This is a genomic window from Novosphingobium sp. MBES04, from assembly GCF_000813185.1.
Lineage (GTDB): Bacteria > Pseudomonadota > Alphaproteobacteria > Sphingomonadales > Sphingomonadaceae > Novosphingobium > Novosphingobium decolorationis.
In genome coordinates, this window is the sequence record NZ_DF850488.1 from 2,076,763 (window position 1) to 2,089,625 (window position 12,863).

Below are 12,863 nucleotides of genomic sequence, written 5' to 3' on the forward strand. Positions count from 1 at the left end.
CCCAAAAGAAGGTTGCTCTAATTGCGCGGAATGCGAACTTTCTTGGAATAGGTAAGCGCACGGGAGATCCGTGCTGTTAGCAAAACGAACGGCTCGGGAGGAATACAGGCTGACAGCGCCAATCTATTGAAGTCATCGCATCCCTTAGGCATTTTGATGTCAATGCAAAGGCAACACCCCATCCGTCACGATTGTCTTTTCAAATTGCCAACGCCCCCTGGAATTTTTGCAATCATCTCTTTTGCAAAGCGCAAGGTTTGCCCTGGCCACTGTCCATCGCGTTCTTATTCGCAGTTTCACTGCTCGTTGGCATGGATCTCGAGTGTTCAAGCCTCCATCGCGGTGTGGACGCGCTAGCGGCCGCTCCCGCCCCACCCAAACCTCTCCGATTCCGGGAGCCCGAGGGCGATGGCCCTCGGAAACTATCCTTCTTCCTACCTCTCCCCCTGCGTCTTGATCGCCTGGTAGGCCGCCTCGCGCGGTTCGGGTTCGAGGGAGAGCAGGTAGCGTTTGGCCTCCTGGAAGGTCAGCAATTCGCGCCCGTCGACGCAGATGGGCGTCGTGCGGGCGTTGAACAGGCGGGCGAGCAGGCGGCGCTGCGGGCGCGGGAGCGTGGTGTCGCTTGGAGGGGTGTCTTGTGGGGTGGTCATGGCATTAAGTCCTGTCACAGCGGCGCGCTCTATGCCAACAGGGCGCGCGATCAAGCCTTATCGAGAGCACACCATGGCCCGCAAACGCCGCAATGACTGGGAATTGGACGACGAGACCGAGGAAGAGGCCGCGCCGCCGCCCGACTGCTGGCTGTGCGGGCGGGTAACCGGGTCGGAGATCGTCTGGCACCATCCCATTCCCAAGAGCCGGGGCGGCAAGGATACGGTGCCGATGCACCCGATCTGCCAGCGGACGATCATCACCCACTTCACCAACTCGCAGCTGGAGCGTTTCGGGATGGAGGCGCAGGGGCTTCTGGACGATCCGACCATCGCCAAGTTCGTCGCCTGGGTGGCCAGGAAGGACCCCGATTTCAACGCGCCGATCACGAAGAAGAAGCGCTAGGGCATTCTCCAATCAGGTGATGCAACCTGACTGGAAAATGCTCTAAGGGGCGCCATGACCGATTCGCTTATCCTTGAAGTCGCGGACTTCGAACAGGACGTCCTCACCGGGATCTACTCCGAAGAGACCGGCAAGCCGCAGCCGCTGCGCTTCACGATCTCCGTCGCTCTGAAGCCCGCGGCGCACTACACGCCCGACACCCCGCTCGAGGCGAGCAAGAACTACATGGACCTGAAGTTCGCGGCCTCGGGTGCGATTCCCGAAGGCGTCCACTTCACGCTGATCGAGGCCGTGGCCGACCATGTCTGCGACACGCTGTTCCTGCAGGACGCGCGGATTACCGCGGTCACCGTCAAGATCGTGAAGCTTGCGATTGCCGAGGCGGGCGAGAAGATCGGCATTACCCTGACCCGGCACCGCCGCTAAGGGCATGGGCATGGGCGAGCTGCTCTATGTCGGCCCGCTGGCCGAGGATCCGCTTGAGGCGTCGAGCGATTTTCACGCGCGCGTCCTGCCCGGCGTCGAGCTGACACTGGGCGGCGGCGCGGACCCGCTGACTCTGGTGTTCGAACCTGCGGGCGCGGACCACCGGGCCTGGCGGCTCGCCACCGTGCAGGGGCTGGCCCGCCGCTATGCCCCTTCGCGGGTCAATGCGGTGGAGACCGACAGCACAGAAGCGCTGGCCGCTACAAGGCAGTGGCTAGAGGGGGTAAAGGCCATAACCGGCCAGCTGTTCGCTCTTGATGGTAATGGTGCCATGTCAATGGTATGACGGGGCGGATGACCTCAGCTGCTCCCCTTGTCGACCAGTTCCAGCGCCGGATCACGTACCTGCGCCTTTCGGTAACCGATCGGTGCGATCTGCGCTGCTCCTACTGCATGCCCGAGCGCATGACCTTCCTGCCGCGCAAGGACGTGCTCAGCCTGGAGGAACTGCACGAGCTCTCGCTGGGCTTCATCGCGCGCGGCATCCGCAAGATCCGCCTGACCGGCGGCGAGCCACTGGTGCGCCGCGACATGATGGAGCTGGTCCAGGCGCTGGGGCGCAAGATCGGCGACGGCCTCGATGAACTGACCCTCACCACCAACGCGACGCGGCTGGCCGAATTTGCCGATGGCCTGGCGGCCGCCGGGGTGAAGCGGGTCAACGTCTCGCTCGACACGCTCGACCGGGAAGGGTTTGCCGCTCTTGCGCGCCGCGATTCGCTGCCGCAGGTGCTCGAAGGGCTGCAGGCCGCGCGCGAGGCGGGGCTTGTCGTCAAGCTCAACACGGTCGCCCTGAAGGGCATCAACGAGGCCGAGATTCCCGACATCATCGCCTGGGCGCACGGGCAGGGCTTCGAGGTCACGCTGATCGAGGTCATGCCGCTGGGCGAGGTGGAGGAAGACCGCTTCGATCACTACCTGCCGCTCCTGGCCGTGCGCGAGGACCTGGAAAAGCGCTGGACGCTCCAGCCCAGCGAGCACCGCACGGGCGGTCCGGCGCGGTACTTCGACATTGCCGAGACCGGCGGGCGCTTGGGCCTCATTACCCCGCTCACCCAGAATTTCTGCGAGGGCTGCAACCGCATCCGCGTGACGGCGACGGGCCAGCTTTATGCCTGTCTTGGCGGGAACGAACAGGTGGACCTGCGCGCCGCGCTGCGCTCCGACGCGCCCGACCGGGCGCTTCAGGACGCGCTCGACACCGCCATGCGCATCAAGCCTGAACGCCATCACTTCGCCATCGAGGAACCGGGCGCCGCGCCAGCGCTTTCCCGTCACATGTCGATGACCGGAGGATAACGCGAAGATGGCGCTCAACATGGTGTTTCTGGGCAAGCTCGAAGACGTGGCCGGCTGCGGCGCGCGCGAAGTGGAACTGACAGGTACGCTCGATGACGCGATCGACAGCCTCGGTCCCCAGCTGGCGAGCGCCCTGCGCGAACCGCGCGTGAAGCTCGCCGTCAACGGCATCCTGCTTCAGGACCGGGACGCGCCGGTGCTGCGCGATGGCGACGAAATCGCCTTCCTGCCCCCGGTCTCCGGAGGATGAGCGCAGAGCCGACCCGCAGCGACGTGCGCCTCCTGACGCAGGCTTTCACCCCCGGCGAGGAAGTGGACCGCTTTACCCGCGCCCATCCCGCAGCCGGCGGGATCGTCAGCTTTCTGGGGCAGGTGCGCGAGGGCGGCGGGGTCGAGGCGCTCGAACTCCAGCATTACGAACCGCTCACGCTTCCCGCGATGGAGGACCTGGCTGCCCAGGTGCGCGGGCGCTGGGCGCTCGACGGGCTCCTCATCCTGCACCGCAGCGGCGAGATGGCACCGGCCGATCCCATCGTGCTGGTCGCCGCGGCGGCCCGCCACCGGCGCGATGCCTTTGCCGCGGCGGACTTTGCGATGGATCACCTCAAGAGCCAGTCCTGGTTCTGGAAGCGCGAAAAGGTGGACGGCACCTGGCGCTGGATCGAACCACGCGAGGAAGATTTCGAGGATATCGCGCGCTGGGACAGCGCGGCGGTCGAATAGAAGGCGCAAACGTAAGAAGGCGGATTTTCAAGGGGCCATCGCCCCTTGACCCCGGAATCGGCGACCTCAGCTTTCTCAGCGCCCGCAGCTTGCGGGAGGTGAGGGCACGCATCGGGCGATCTTGGAGGGTCTTTGCCCCTCGATATCCACCAACGCGGCGGGAGACAGCTGCGCGGACCAGTTCGGGGAGCCCGAGGGCGATGGCCCTCGGAATCATCTTTTTACGTAGTTCGCTTCATCGCGTGCCTCTGGCCTGCGGTCTTACGCGAAATGTGCAAAGTTGATCCGCATCAATTCCCCCCATCCCAAGCCATGGCAAGCCCTCCTTCAGGCCCTGCACGAGACTGTCTGAGGGTACATGGTCTTCTCGTCGCTGGAGTGTGCGCGCCTCGTCATGGTGGCGGCGCACCGCCGGTCGGGACCTTTGCGGTTTTGACCACCTGATCCTGGAATGCCGGTGCCGGGGGGCTTGCAGGCGTTTTGCGGATCAGGCGTTCGGGAACCCCTTCTCGCACATGCGGGGAGGGGTTTTCACGTTCTGGAGGTGGCGATCAGCCCGCGAGTCGTGCCGAGAGACCGTCGATCACGGAATCCTGAGCCGAGATGATGTCGCTGACCGTATCGCGCGCGGCCGCGATCGATTCGGCCTTGGGCGAAGGGGCGAGCGGGGCTTCGTCGCGCGCATCGACATAGAGCTGGTCGAGTTCGGCCAGCGCGGTCATCGCGTGCGAGCGGTGGCTTTCGAGCGCAGCGAGCGCGATCTGGGCCGCGCTCCACGAATCGCTGGTGCGCCCGCCCGCTGCGGCCACCGCGCGCTCGGCCCTGTTCTTTTCATCCGCAAACTGGCCATCGGCGGTGCGCGCCATCGCGACCAGACCGTCGAGGCGAGTCGCAAGGTCGGCGCTGGCGGCGGGCAGTTGGGGCGTTTCGGCTTCCTCGGCCTTGCTCGGGCGGGCGCGCATGTTGCGTTCGACCTCGCGGATCGAAAGCGAGGGATAGTCGCGCGTGCTCGCACACCCGGAGGAAAGAAGAGCGGCGGCAAGCGGCAGGGCAAGCGCGGCAGGGCGCGCGAAACGGCGGATGAAGCGGGCAGGGCGCGTGGTCATGGCGCCGCTCATAGCACGCGCGCGCACGGGATCGACAGCGAATCGCTTGGCGCTCCACGCGATTCGTGCAAAGGAGCGCGCGATAGCGGGCGCCATGGTGGCGTCCGGTTGGAAAGCCTCGGGCGTCTTTTCCGATATGGGAAGGCGCAGGAGAGCCGACTCTTTCGGTTGACACGAATCGTCGTGTGCCCTAACGGCTCGCTCTCTTTCCGGCATCGCGCATTCAGATCCTCGATTTGCAGCGTGTATGTCGGTGCGTCGCCCGCAAGGCTTCCCACGGTTCTTCGTCGGACCAAAGCGGCCGGGGCAAAAACATTGTTTCGGCTCGTTTCGGGCACACACGAGATTAGGTAAGGGCACCATGTTCGCAGTAGTGCGCACGGGCGGCAAGCAGTATCGGGTTGCCGCCGGAGACAAGATCGCGGTTGAAAAGCTGGCTGGTGAAGCTGGCGAGACCATCACGCTGGGTGATGTTCTGATCGCAGGCAAGGACGGCGATGTCGTCGACGCGTCGAAGGTTTCGGTTTCGGCCGAGATCATCGCGCAGGCCAAGAGCGAGAAGGTCATCGTCTTCAAGAAGCGTCGCCGCCACAACTATCGCCGCAAGAACGGCCACCGCCAGCAGCTTACGCTGCTTCGCATCACCTCGGTCGGCTAAGCGCCGAATTTCGAAAGGAAAACGAGATGGCACATAAGAAAGCAGGCGGCTCGTCGCGTAACGGCCGCGACTCAGCAGGCCGCCGCCTTGGCGTCAAGAAGTTCGGCGGTCAGGAAGTGATCGGCGGCAACATCATCATCCGTCAGCGTGGCACCAAGGTGTACCCGGGCGTCAACGTCGGCATGGGCAAGGATCACACCCTGTTCGCGCTGGCCGAAGGCCGCGTACGCTTCCACGATGGCAAGCTCGGCCGCAAGTACGTGTCGGTCGACGCTGCGATGGCTGAAGCCGCCGAATAAGCGGATGGTCGCCATAGGGGCCATCCGGACAGGATGGCCCTGCCGAACCTTCTGAAGGTTTCGGCTGCACGAGGGAGAGGGCCTGGCCTGTCTCCCTCTTTGCATGTCTCCCTCATTTCATCGCTTCGGTTGACCGGCACGGCCGGCGACGGGGCTCGAACCTCCGGGATCGCCGCGCACCTGTGGATGCGGCGTAACCGGGTTGTCACGCGCAGCGCTTAAGCGGCCGCGCGGGGCTGATGAATGGAGAGAGACAATGTTCCTTCGCAGCGAACGGCTGTTCCTGCGGCCCGGCTGGGCCGAGGACCGGGACGAACTCTACGCCGCGATCGCGGATCCCGAGGTCGTCTGCAACCTGGCGTCCGCCCCCTGGCCCTATGCGCCGGGCGATGCCGCGCGCTTCCTGGCACGCCCGGCCGAGCACGGCCTGCCCACCTTCCTCATCACGCGTCCGGACCTTCCCGGCGCCCCGATCCTGGGCTGCATTGGCCTTGCCCATCTCGGTGACGGGGCGGCGCAGCGTGACGAGGTCGAGCTCGGCTACTGGATCGCACGCCCCCACTGGGGGCAGGGCTACGCCAGCGAGGCGGCGCGCGGGGTTCTTTCGCTCGCCCGTACGCTGGGCCACACCCGCCTTGTCGCCAGCCACTTCATCGACAACCCCGCCTCGGGCGCGGTCCTGCGCAAGGCCGGTTTCCGGCCTACCGGACGCCTTGTCGAGCGCTACAGCTCGGGCCGGGGCGAGAGCGCGATGGCGCTCGAGTACACGCTTGCGCTGGAAGATGGGGGCTCGGACGGTGACGCGGATCGCGGCGATGGCGCGGGCGATGCGGGTATGGTCCGCAAGGCGGCCTGAAACCCGCGTTCGCTCCTGTGCGAATCGGGTGGCCCGCCCCACCCTGCGATTCGGTGCGTGAAGGCAATCCGCAGGGCACCGGAGCCGCCCGCTGTCGTGTTCTTAATGTCCAGACTTCAGACCCTTTACGGCAGGAGCGAAGCTCTTTTGCGCAATTTCCGTGCAATGTGAGTTGGGGTGTTGCATAAGGGCGGTTGCGGAAAAGAAAAAACGACGGAGAGACGTACGATGTTCATCCGCACGGAGAGGTTGTTTCTGAGGCCCGGCTGGCCGGAGGATCTCGAGGATATCTTCGAGGCCCTCAATTCGGATGCCGTGCCCCGTACACTGACTGTGCCCGGGTTGCCCCGGTCCCTTGGTGAGGTGCGCGCGCTGCTGGAAGGCGAGCGTGACCAGCGCCTGCCCCAGTTCATGATCTATCTGCGTGCGCCGGGAGGGGCGCGCCTGGTGGGGCATATCGGCCTTGTGGCCGGGGAGCGCGGCGAAGTGGAGCTTGTCTACTGGATCAAGGGCCGGTTCTGCGGCCTGGGCTTCGCCCGCGAGGCGGTGCGGGCCATGCTCGACCACGCCCGCGCGCTGGGCCACCACCGTATCGTCGCCTACGAACCGCTCGACAGCGAGAGCGACGCGCGCGTCCTGCTTGCCGCAGGCTTCGAGGACAGCTTCCGCATCGAGGAGCGCTTCAGCGCGGCTCGCGGGGAAGCCGTCGCGGTGCATTGCTACGAGGCGCCGCTCGAATGGCGGGCCATGCCCCCAGTCGGCCGGGTTGCCTACGAACGCAGCAGCGCGCAGCCGCTCAGCGCCTGAAGAAGGGGACCGATTCAAGGGGCCATCGCCCCTTGACCCCGGACTCGGCAACCTTGGCTTTCTCCGCACGCGCAGTTTGCGGAAGGAGAGGGCACGCATCGGATGATTTGTGAGGGGCTTTGCCCCTCCATATCCGCCAACGCGCCGGGCGACAGCTGGGCTGGACAATTCGGGGAGCCCGAGGGCGATGGCCCTCGGAAAATCCCTTCTGCCTTACTCCGCCTCGTCCTTGGCCAGCTCCATCCAGCCCGGTACGCATTCGGCCGGGATGTCCGCGACGCGCAGGTGATCGACGGCAAGGCCAAGGTCGGTGTAGGCCGCGCGGCGGCGTTTCTCGTTCGAGCTTTCGAGCGGGACCACGACCAGGCGGCGGTTGATCTTCTGGCGCCAGTTCATGCGCGCGGTGTTTTCCTGCCCGACGTAGCAGCCCTTGGTGAAGCTGACGCCGTGCAGTTCGGTCGCGTTGCATTCCAGCCAGAGCAGTTCGCCATCGCCCAGTTCCGCGCGGCCCTCGCACACGCCGTGCCTGAGGCGATGCGCGCGCCAGGCCTCGTCAGCGCCCGTCACGATATCGTCCGGGTCATTGGGGTCAAAGGGCGCGATCCAGCGTTCGCCCAGCGCGGAAAGGCGCGGGTCCGAAGCCGCGCCGTCCCCGGTGTGGGGGCGCCAGTGGACGACGAGGTGATCCTCGCGCGCGATGTCGATCGAGCGGCGCAGGCGGTACATCGAGAGGCGCTTCACCAGCGCGTCGGCGACATTCGCCTCGCAATCAATCAGGAGGTCCTCGCCCGAGGGCCAGACCAGGAAATCGAACAGGACCTTGCCCTGCGGGCTGAGCAGCCCGGCCCAGACGGGAAGCGATCCCTTCACATCGGATGTGACGAGCCCCTGCAGGAAGGCGGCGACGTCCTCGCCGGTGTCGGGGCGGGCGGAAAGCCGGATCACGGCTCGGTCGAACAGTCGGGTGGCGCTCATGTCTGAGCACATGGGGAGATTGCGCCCAAGTGCAAGATCCCAAGGTGCGAATCAGGCCGTGCTGGCGGCGTGTTCGGCAAGGCGCGTGCGCAGTTCCTCCAGGACCCACAGCGCGGCGGGGCCAGGCCGGTTGTCGCGGCGCCACAGCGCGAGGAGGTGGTAGGACATCATCCGCCGCTCGGGCAGGTCGAGCGCAACGAGCGTGCCGTCGGCAAGGTCGCCGCGCACCGCATCGCGCGGCATCGAGCCCCAGCCGATGCCTTCGCGCAGCAGCGCGTGCTTGGCGCCCAGATCGGCAAGGCGCCAGGTGTGCGGGCTCATCACCGCGAAATCATGGCCCTGCGTGAGCGTCGAGCGGTCGGTGAGGACCAGCTGGAGATGGCGGCGCGTGTCACCCGGCGCGATCCGGGCCTGCTGTGCAAGCGGGTGCGAGGGGGCGGCGACCGGCACCATTTCGACCGCGCCGATCACCTCGCGCTCGAAGTCGCCGAGCTGGGGGAGGTCGGGTCCGGCAATGGCGAGGCTGGCGCGCCCTTCGATGAGCGAGGCGGCGACCGCACCCAGCGCCTCGATGTGAAGGCGCAGCGGCACGCGCGGGTAGCGCTCCTGGAAGGCGCGCAGGAGGGGAGCGAGGACCTGTCCCGGCACCATGACGTCGACCGCAAGGGCGAGTTCGGCCTCCAGGCCCTGGCGCAGGCTGCGCACGCGGGCGAGCAGGGCCTCGCTGTCCTCGCGGATGATCTGCATGTCGGCGAGCAGGGCCCGCCCGTTCTTCGTCAGCACGGGTTTGCGCGAGCCTTCGCGTTCGAACAGCACCAGATCGAGCTGGGCCTCGACTTGCGCCACGGCATAGCTGACGACCGAGACCGCCCGTCCCAGCTTGCGCGCGGCGCCCCCGAAGCTGCCCTCCTCGACGACGGCGAGGACGATGCGCAGGTGGTCGAGACTAGGCGTCACCAAGTTGGGCATTCAAGATCCTTGAACATTTTCATCCATTTTATCGCAATTTTCCGATCAAATGAAAACGCCTATCTGGGACGGGACACGCGAAAGCGCCCCTCCCATCGATCCCGGGGCCCTTCGGTTCGCAAAAATGGTCCGCAAGAGCCCTTCAAGGGCCGGACCGCCCTTTCGAGGGGCCGCCGCAGGATGGGACGGCGGCCTCTTCGCCCCAGGAGTTGAATAGCATGATCGAGCTGCGTCCCTTTGCGGGGCTCGGAGCGGCCAACCATGGCTGGCTCGATGCCCACCACCACTTTTCCTTTGCCAACTACCATGACCCCGCGCGCACCAACTGGGGGCGCCTCAGGGTCTGGAACGATGACACCATCGCGCCGCAGACGGGCTTTCCCCCACACCCGCACCGCGACATGGAAATCGTCACCTATGTCCGCAAGGGCGCGATCACCCACCAGGACAACATGGGCAACGCGGGCCGCACGGTCGCGGGCGATGTCCAGGTGATGAGCGCGGGCACCGGCATCCAGCACGCCGAATACAACCTGGAAGCCGAAGAGACCCAGATCTTCCAGATCTGGATCCTGCCCGACAGCCGCGGCGGGGCGCCTGACTGGGGCACGCGGCCTTTCCCGAAGGACGACCGCGCGGGCCGCTTCGTGGCGCTTGCCAGCGGGCAGGATGGGGACGGTGACGCGCTGCCGATCCGCGCCGATGCGCGCGTGCTGGGCGCGACCGTTCCCTTGGGCGAAACCGCGCACTACGAAGCCGCGCCGGGCCGCCATCTCTACCTGGTCTCGACGCGCGGGCGCATCCGCGTGGCCGATGGAGCGTCGGGGGGCGAGGCTGTGGAGGCTGAGGTGCGTGATGGCGTTGCGATCACGGGCCTTTCCAGCCTCGCGGTAACCGCGCTAGAGGATGCGGAAATCGTCCTGGTGGATGCCGCCTGACGGTTTTGGCGAAGGACGCCGGTGCGTCGACCCTGTCGGCACGCTAGCGTCCTTTGCTGTCCTCTTTTTCGCCTCTCTCCCATCCCGATTGCCAAGGATATCCCGACATGACTGCCCAATCGCTCGGACGCACCGCCCACGCCAAGGTCGAGAAGCTGATCGTCGATCGCTGGTCGCCCCGCGCCTTTGACGGAAGTGCGATTCCCCAGGACGACCTTGACGTGATCTTCGAGGCGGCCGGTTGGGCGCCTTCGGCCTACAACGTGCAGCCCTGGACGTTCCTTTACGCGGTCAAGGGCGATGCCAACTGGGACCTGTTCCTCTCGCAGCTGATCGACTTCAACAAGGGCTGGGCGCAGAGCGCTTCGGCCTTGGTCTTCGTCGTCTCGGACACGCAGATGCGCTCGGAAAAGGGCAACTCGGACAACTACAGCGCCAGCTTCGATGCGGGTGCGGCGTGGATGGCCGCGGCCCTCCAGGCGCAGGCGCTGGGCTACCACACCCACGGCATGACCGGCATCAAGTTCGGTGAGGCCGAAGCGGCGCTGGGCGTTCCGGCCGACCACCGGCTCGAAGCCGCCTTCGTGATCGGCAAGATCGGCGACAAGGCCACGCTTCCCGACTACCTGCAGGACCGCGAGGCGCCGGTCGGCCGCAAGGCCGCGAGCGAGATCGCGCGCGCGGGCACGTTCGCCTGACGGGATAACCCGGCAGGCACCCCGCACCTGCCAACCACCACCATCACCGGCGGGTACCGAACTGGGCCCGGTCCGCGGGCCGATCTTCTGGCAAGGTCGGCGTGCGGGCCGGGCCTTTTCGCATGGGCTCAGAACGTGACCTTGCCCCCGAACATGACCCGGTTGCTGACCATGCCGTTGGGAAGGCCGTACGAATCGAGGTGGACGTCGGCCTCGATATTCTCGGTCAACTTGATCGCCGCGCGGGGCGGGCCGGCTTCGGACGGTTCGAAGTCCTGCGCGCCGGCTATCGTGCCAAGGCGCTCGGCCTCGGGATCGGGGGCGCAGACCACGATCTCGCCGGGCCGCGAGGCGGGCGCGCAGCGCCGCTGCACCGCGCTGAAATCGATTGTCTTTTCCGCGGCGCCGAGGTCCGCAAGGTCGAAGCTCTGCGCCGTGCTCTGCTGGGAGAGGATCGGCGGGGCAGGCGCGGGCTCGGCAAGAGGCATGGGCGCTCCTGTTGGACAGATGTGCAGGCAAAATTGCCGTCCAATTGGGGCCGAAAGAGGGCGGTTTGGCGCTCTCGTGCCTTGCGCCCCCCGCGCGCCGGTCCTAGTTCGACGTGCATGACCCCCGCCTTCACGCGCGGGACCCCAAGACAAAAGAGGCGCAAGCGACATGACTGACCCGGCTGACATGGCACCCGAACTCGTACTTTCCGGCGGCACCGTGCACACGCCCAGCGGTTCGGGCGTGGCGGACGTCGCCGTGCGCGGCGGCAAGATCCTGGGCGTGGGGTCCTACCCCGATGCCGCGCGCCGCATCGACTGCACCGGGCTCGACGTGCTGCCCGGCGTCATCGACAGCCAGGTCCACTTCCGCGAGCCGGGCCTCGAACACAAGGAAGATCTCGAGAGCGGTGGCCGCGCGGCGGTCATGGGCGGCATCACTGCCGTCTTCGAGATGCCCAACACCAACCCGAACACCGATTCGGTGATGCGCATCCAGGACAAGCTCGACCGCGCCTACCACCGCATGTACTGCGACCACGCCTTCTATGTCGGTGCGACCGCCGAGAACGCGCCCGAGCTGGCCGATCTGGAGCGCATTCCGGGCACCGCGGGCGTCAAGATCTTCATGGGCGCCTCGACCGGCAACCTGCTGGTCGCCCACGATCCGGAACTGGCCCGCGTGCTGGCCAGCGGCACGCGCCGCGTCGCGATCCACTCCGAGGACGAGGACCGCATGAACGCGCGCAAGGGCGAGCGGGTCGAGGGCGATCCCTCCAGCCATCCGGTCTGGCGCGACGATGAGAGCGCTATGCTCTCCACCAAGCGCATCCTGCGCCTCGCGCGCGAAGCCAAGCGCCCGATCCACATCCTCCACATCACCACGCCCGCCGAGTTGGAGCTGATCGCGCAGCACCGCGACATCGCGACCTGCGAGGTGACCCCGCAGCACCTCACGCTCTGGGCCGAGGACGCCTATCCGCGCCTGGGCTCCTACGCGCAGATGAACCCGCCGATCCGCTCCAAGGCGCACCGCGACGGGCTGTGGCACTGGCTCCAGCAGGGCGTGCCCGACGTGCTGGGCTCCGACCATGCGCCCCACACCAAGGAGGAAAAGGCCAAGAGCTACCCGGCCAGCCCCTCCGGCATGCCCGGCGTGCAGACGCTGCTGCCGCTGATGCTCGACCATGTCGCCAAGGGCAACATGACGCTTGAGCGCCTGATCGACATGACCTCCTCGGGCGTGCAGCGCGTCTTCGGCCTTGTCGGCAAGGGCCGCATCGCGACCGGCTACGACGCCGACTTCACCGTGATCGACCGCAAGGGCCGCTTCACCATCACCGAGGACTGGCTGGAAAGCCGCTGCGGCTGGTCGCCGTTCACCGGCATGGAGCTCGAAGGCCGCGTCGTCGGCACCATCGTGCGCGGCCACACCGCGATGTGGGAAGGCCAGCTGGGCGAGCGCGCGCAGGGCGAACCGCTGCGCTTTGCAGGCGCCCTCTAAG

Annotated in this window: 18 protein-coding genes; 13 read left to right on the forward strand and 5 right to left on the reverse strand. The window is 66.6% G+C overall.

Annotated elements, in window-relative coordinates; translation table 11 throughout:
* Positions 1-434 precede the first annotated feature (434 nt).
* Positions 435-650 (reverse strand): hypothetical protein, encoded by a 216-nt coding sequence (locus MBENS4_RS09135; protein ID WP_039390289.1) that lies wholly within the window; start codon positions 648-650, stop codon positions 435-437.
* Positions 651-723: 73 nt separating this feature from the next.
* Between MBENS4_RS09135 and MBENS4_RS09140 the strand changes: the two genes are divergently transcribed.
* From MBENS4_RS09140 to MBENS4_RS09165, 6 genes are read left to right on the forward strand one after another with little or no spacing between them, the layout of a single operon-like run.
* Positions 724-1,056: a hypothetical protein gene (locus MBENS4_RS09140; protein ID WP_039390290.1), complete on the forward strand. Its 333-nt coding sequence runs from the start codon at positions 724-726 to the stop codon at positions 1,054-1,056.
* 54 nt (positions 1,057-1,110) lie between these two features.
* Complete coding sequence (locus MBENS4_RS09145; protein WP_039390294.1) at positions 1,111-1,482, forward strand: dihydroneopterin aldolase; 372 nt, start codon at positions 1,111-1,113, stop codon at positions 1,480-1,482.
* A 4-nt stretch (positions 1,483-1,486) separates the two neighbouring features.
* On the forward strand, positions 1,487-1,828 hold the full coding sequence (locus MBENS4_RS09150; protein ID WP_242404847.1) for a Rossmann fold domain-containing protein: 342 nt from the start codon (positions 1,487-1,489) through the stop codon (positions 1,826-1,828).
* 8 nt (positions 1,829-1,836) lie between these two features.
* A complete protein-coding gene (gene moaA / locus MBENS4_RS09155) occupies positions 1,837-2,841 on the forward strand; it encodes a GTP 3',8-cyclase MoaA (RefSeq protein ID WP_039390298.1) in 1,005 nt (334 codons plus the stop codon).
* Positions 2,842-2,848: 7 nt separating this feature from the next.
* Positions 2,849-3,091: a MoaD/ThiS family protein gene (locus tag MBENS4_RS09160; RefSeq protein WP_039390300.1), complete on the forward strand. Its 243-nt coding sequence runs from the start codon at positions 2,849-2,851 to the stop codon at positions 3,089-3,091.
* Positions 3,088-3,564 (forward strand): molybdenum cofactor biosynthesis protein MoaE, encoded by a 477-nt coding sequence (locus MBENS4_RS09165; RefSeq protein ID WP_039390302.1) that lies wholly within the window; start codon positions 3,088-3,090, stop codon positions 3,562-3,564. The genes MBENS4_RS09160 and MBENS4_RS09165 overlap by 4 nt, the downstream gene beginning before the upstream one ends.
* A 551-nt stretch (positions 3,565-4,115) precedes the next feature.
* Here the strand turns inward: MBENS4_RS09165 and MBENS4_RS09170 are convergent.
* Positions 4,116-4,670, reverse strand: a complete 555-nt coding sequence (locus tag MBENS4_RS09170; protein WP_239026258.1) for a hypothetical protein — start codon at positions 4,668-4,670, stop codon at positions 4,116-4,118.
* A gap of 361 nt (positions 4,671-5,031) precedes the next feature.
* On the opposite strand from MBENS4_RS09170, the gene rplU reads away from it, so the two are divergent.
* The 4 genes from rplU (at position 5,032) to MBENS4_RS09190 (ending at position 7,290) form a co-directional block, all read left to right on the forward strand.
* On the forward strand, positions 5,032-5,328 hold the full coding sequence (gene rplU / locus MBENS4_RS09175) for a 50S ribosomal protein L21 (protein WP_039390312.1): 297 nt from the start codon (positions 5,032-5,034) through the stop codon (positions 5,326-5,328).
* 26 nt (positions 5,329-5,354) lie between these two features.
* Positions 5,355-5,627: a 50S ribosomal protein L27 gene (gene rpmA, locus MBENS4_RS09180; RefSeq protein ID WP_039390313.1), complete on the forward strand. Its 273-nt coding sequence runs from the start codon at positions 5,355-5,357 to the stop codon at positions 5,625-5,627.
* Between the two features lie 256 nt (positions 5,628-5,883).
* On the forward strand, positions 5,884-6,483 hold the full coding sequence (locus tag MBENS4_RS09185) for a GNAT family N-acetyltransferase (protein ID WP_039390314.1): 600 nt from the start codon (positions 5,884-5,886) through the stop codon (positions 6,481-6,483).
* 228 nt (positions 6,484-6,711) lie between these two features.
* On the forward strand, positions 6,712-7,290 hold the full coding sequence (locus MBENS4_RS09190; RefSeq protein ID WP_052322143.1) for a GNAT family N-acetyltransferase: 579 nt from the start codon (positions 6,712-6,714) through the stop codon (positions 7,288-7,290).
* Positions 7,291-7,503: 213 nt separating this feature from the next.
* Here the strand turns inward: MBENS4_RS09190 and ygfZ are convergent, their stop codons facing one another.
* On the reverse strand, positions 7,504-8,265 hold the full coding sequence (ygfZ, locus tag MBENS4_RS09195) for a CAF17-like 4Fe-4S cluster assembly/insertion protein YgfZ (RefSeq protein WP_039390315.1): 762 nt from the start codon (positions 8,263-8,265) through the stop codon (positions 7,504-7,506).
* Positions 8,266-8,316: 51 nt separating this feature from the next.
* On the reverse strand, positions 8,317-9,234 hold the full coding sequence (locus MBENS4_RS09200) for a LysR family transcriptional regulator (RefSeq protein ID WP_039390316.1): 918 nt from the start codon (positions 9,232-9,234) through the stop codon (positions 8,317-8,319).
* Positions 9,235-9,452: 218 nt separating this feature from the next.
* On the opposite strand from MBENS4_RS09200, the gene MBENS4_RS09205 reads away from it, so the two are divergent.
* Together MBENS4_RS09205 and MBENS4_RS09210 are read left to right on the forward strand one after the other, a co-directional pair.
* Positions 9,453-10,172: a pirin family protein gene (locus MBENS4_RS09205; protein ID WP_039390317.1), complete on the forward strand. Its 720-nt coding sequence runs from the start codon at positions 9,453-9,455 to the stop codon at positions 10,170-10,172.
* 107 nt (positions 10,173-10,279) lie between these two features.
* Positions 10,280-10,870, forward strand: a complete 591-nt coding sequence (locus tag MBENS4_RS09210; RefSeq protein WP_039390318.1) for a nitroreductase family protein — start codon at positions 10,280-10,282, stop codon at positions 10,868-10,870.
* 128 nt (positions 10,871-10,998) lie between these two features.
* Here MBENS4_RS09210 and MBENS4_RS09215 read toward each other — a convergent pair whose 3' ends face one another.
* On the reverse strand, positions 10,999-11,358 hold the full coding sequence (locus tag MBENS4_RS09215) for a hypothetical protein (protein WP_039390319.1): 360 nt from the start codon (positions 11,356-11,358) through the stop codon (positions 10,999-11,001).
* Positions 11,359-11,527: 169 nt separating this feature from the next.
* Here MBENS4_RS09215 and MBENS4_RS09220 point away from each other — a divergent pair, with 169 nt between their 5' ends.
* Positions 11,528-12,862 (forward strand): dihydroorotase, encoded by a 1,335-nt coding sequence (locus MBENS4_RS09220; protein WP_445321506.1) that lies wholly within the window; start codon positions 11,528-11,530, stop codon positions 12,860-12,862.
* Position 12,863 lies beyond the last annotated feature (1 nt).

Coding starts and splice junctions, on each gene's coding strand:
- MBENS4_RS09135 (WP_039390289.1), bottom strand. CDS start 650: ATGACCACCCCACAAGACACCCCTCCAAGCGACACCACGCTCCCGCGC.
- MBENS4_RS09140 (WP_039390290.1), top strand. CDS start 724: ATGGCCCGCAAACGCCGCAATGACTGGGAATTGGACGACGAGACCGAG.
- MBENS4_RS09145 (WP_039390294.1), top strand. CDS start 1,111: ATGACCGATTCGCTTATCCTTGAAGTCGCGGACTTCGAACAGGACGTC.
- MBENS4_RS09150 (WP_242404847.1), top strand. CDS start 1,487: ATGGGCATGGGCGAGCTGCTCTATGTCGGCCCGCTGGCCGAGGATCCG.
- moaA (WP_039390298.1), top strand. CDS start 1,837: ATGACCTCAGCTGCTCCCCTTGTCGACCAGTTCCAGCGCCGGATCACG.
- MBENS4_RS09160 (WP_039390300.1), top strand. CDS start 2,849: ATGGCGCTCAACATGGTGTTTCTGGGCAAGCTCGAAGACGTGGCCGGC.
- MBENS4_RS09165 (WP_039390302.1), top strand. CDS start 3,088: ATGAGCGCAGAGCCGACCCGCAGCGACGTGCGCCTCCTGACGCAGGCT.
- MBENS4_RS09170 (WP_239026258.1), bottom strand. CDS start 4,670: ATGACCACGCGCCCTGCCCGCTTCATCCGCCGTTTCGCGCGCCCTGCC.
- rplU (WP_039390312.1), top strand. CDS start 5,032: ATGTTCGCAGTAGTGCGCACGGGCGGCAAGCAGTATCGGGTTGCCGCC.
- rpmA (WP_039390313.1), top strand. CDS start 5,355: ATGGCACATAAGAAAGCAGGCGGCTCGTCGCGTAACGGCCGCGACTCA.
- MBENS4_RS09185 (WP_039390314.1), top strand. CDS start 5,884: ATGTTCCTTCGCAGCGAACGGCTGTTCCTGCGGCCCGGCTGGGCCGAG.
- MBENS4_RS09190 (WP_052322143.1), top strand. CDS start 6,712: ATGTTCATCCGCACGGAGAGGTTGTTTCTGAGGCCCGGCTGGCCGGAG.
- ygfZ (WP_039390315.1), bottom strand. CDS start 8,265: ATGAGCGCCACCCGACTGTTCGACCGAGCCGTGATCCGGCTTTCCGCC.
- MBENS4_RS09200 (WP_039390316.1), bottom strand. CDS start 9,234: ATGCCCAACTTGGTGACGCCTAGTCTCGACCACCTGCGCATCGTCCTC.
- MBENS4_RS09205 (WP_039390317.1), top strand. CDS start 9,453: ATGATCGAGCTGCGTCCCTTTGCGGGGCTCGGAGCGGCCAACCATGGC.
- MBENS4_RS09210 (WP_039390318.1), top strand. CDS start 10,280: ATGACTGCCCAATCGCTCGGACGCACCGCCCACGCCAAGGTCGAGAAG.
- MBENS4_RS09215 (WP_039390319.1), bottom strand. CDS start 11,358: ATGCCTCTTGCCGAGCCCGCGCCTGCCCCGCCGATCCTCTCCCAGCAG.
- MBENS4_RS09220 (WP_445321506.1), top strand. CDS start 11,528: ATGACTGACCCGGCTGACATGGCACCCGAACTCGTACTTTCCGGCGGC.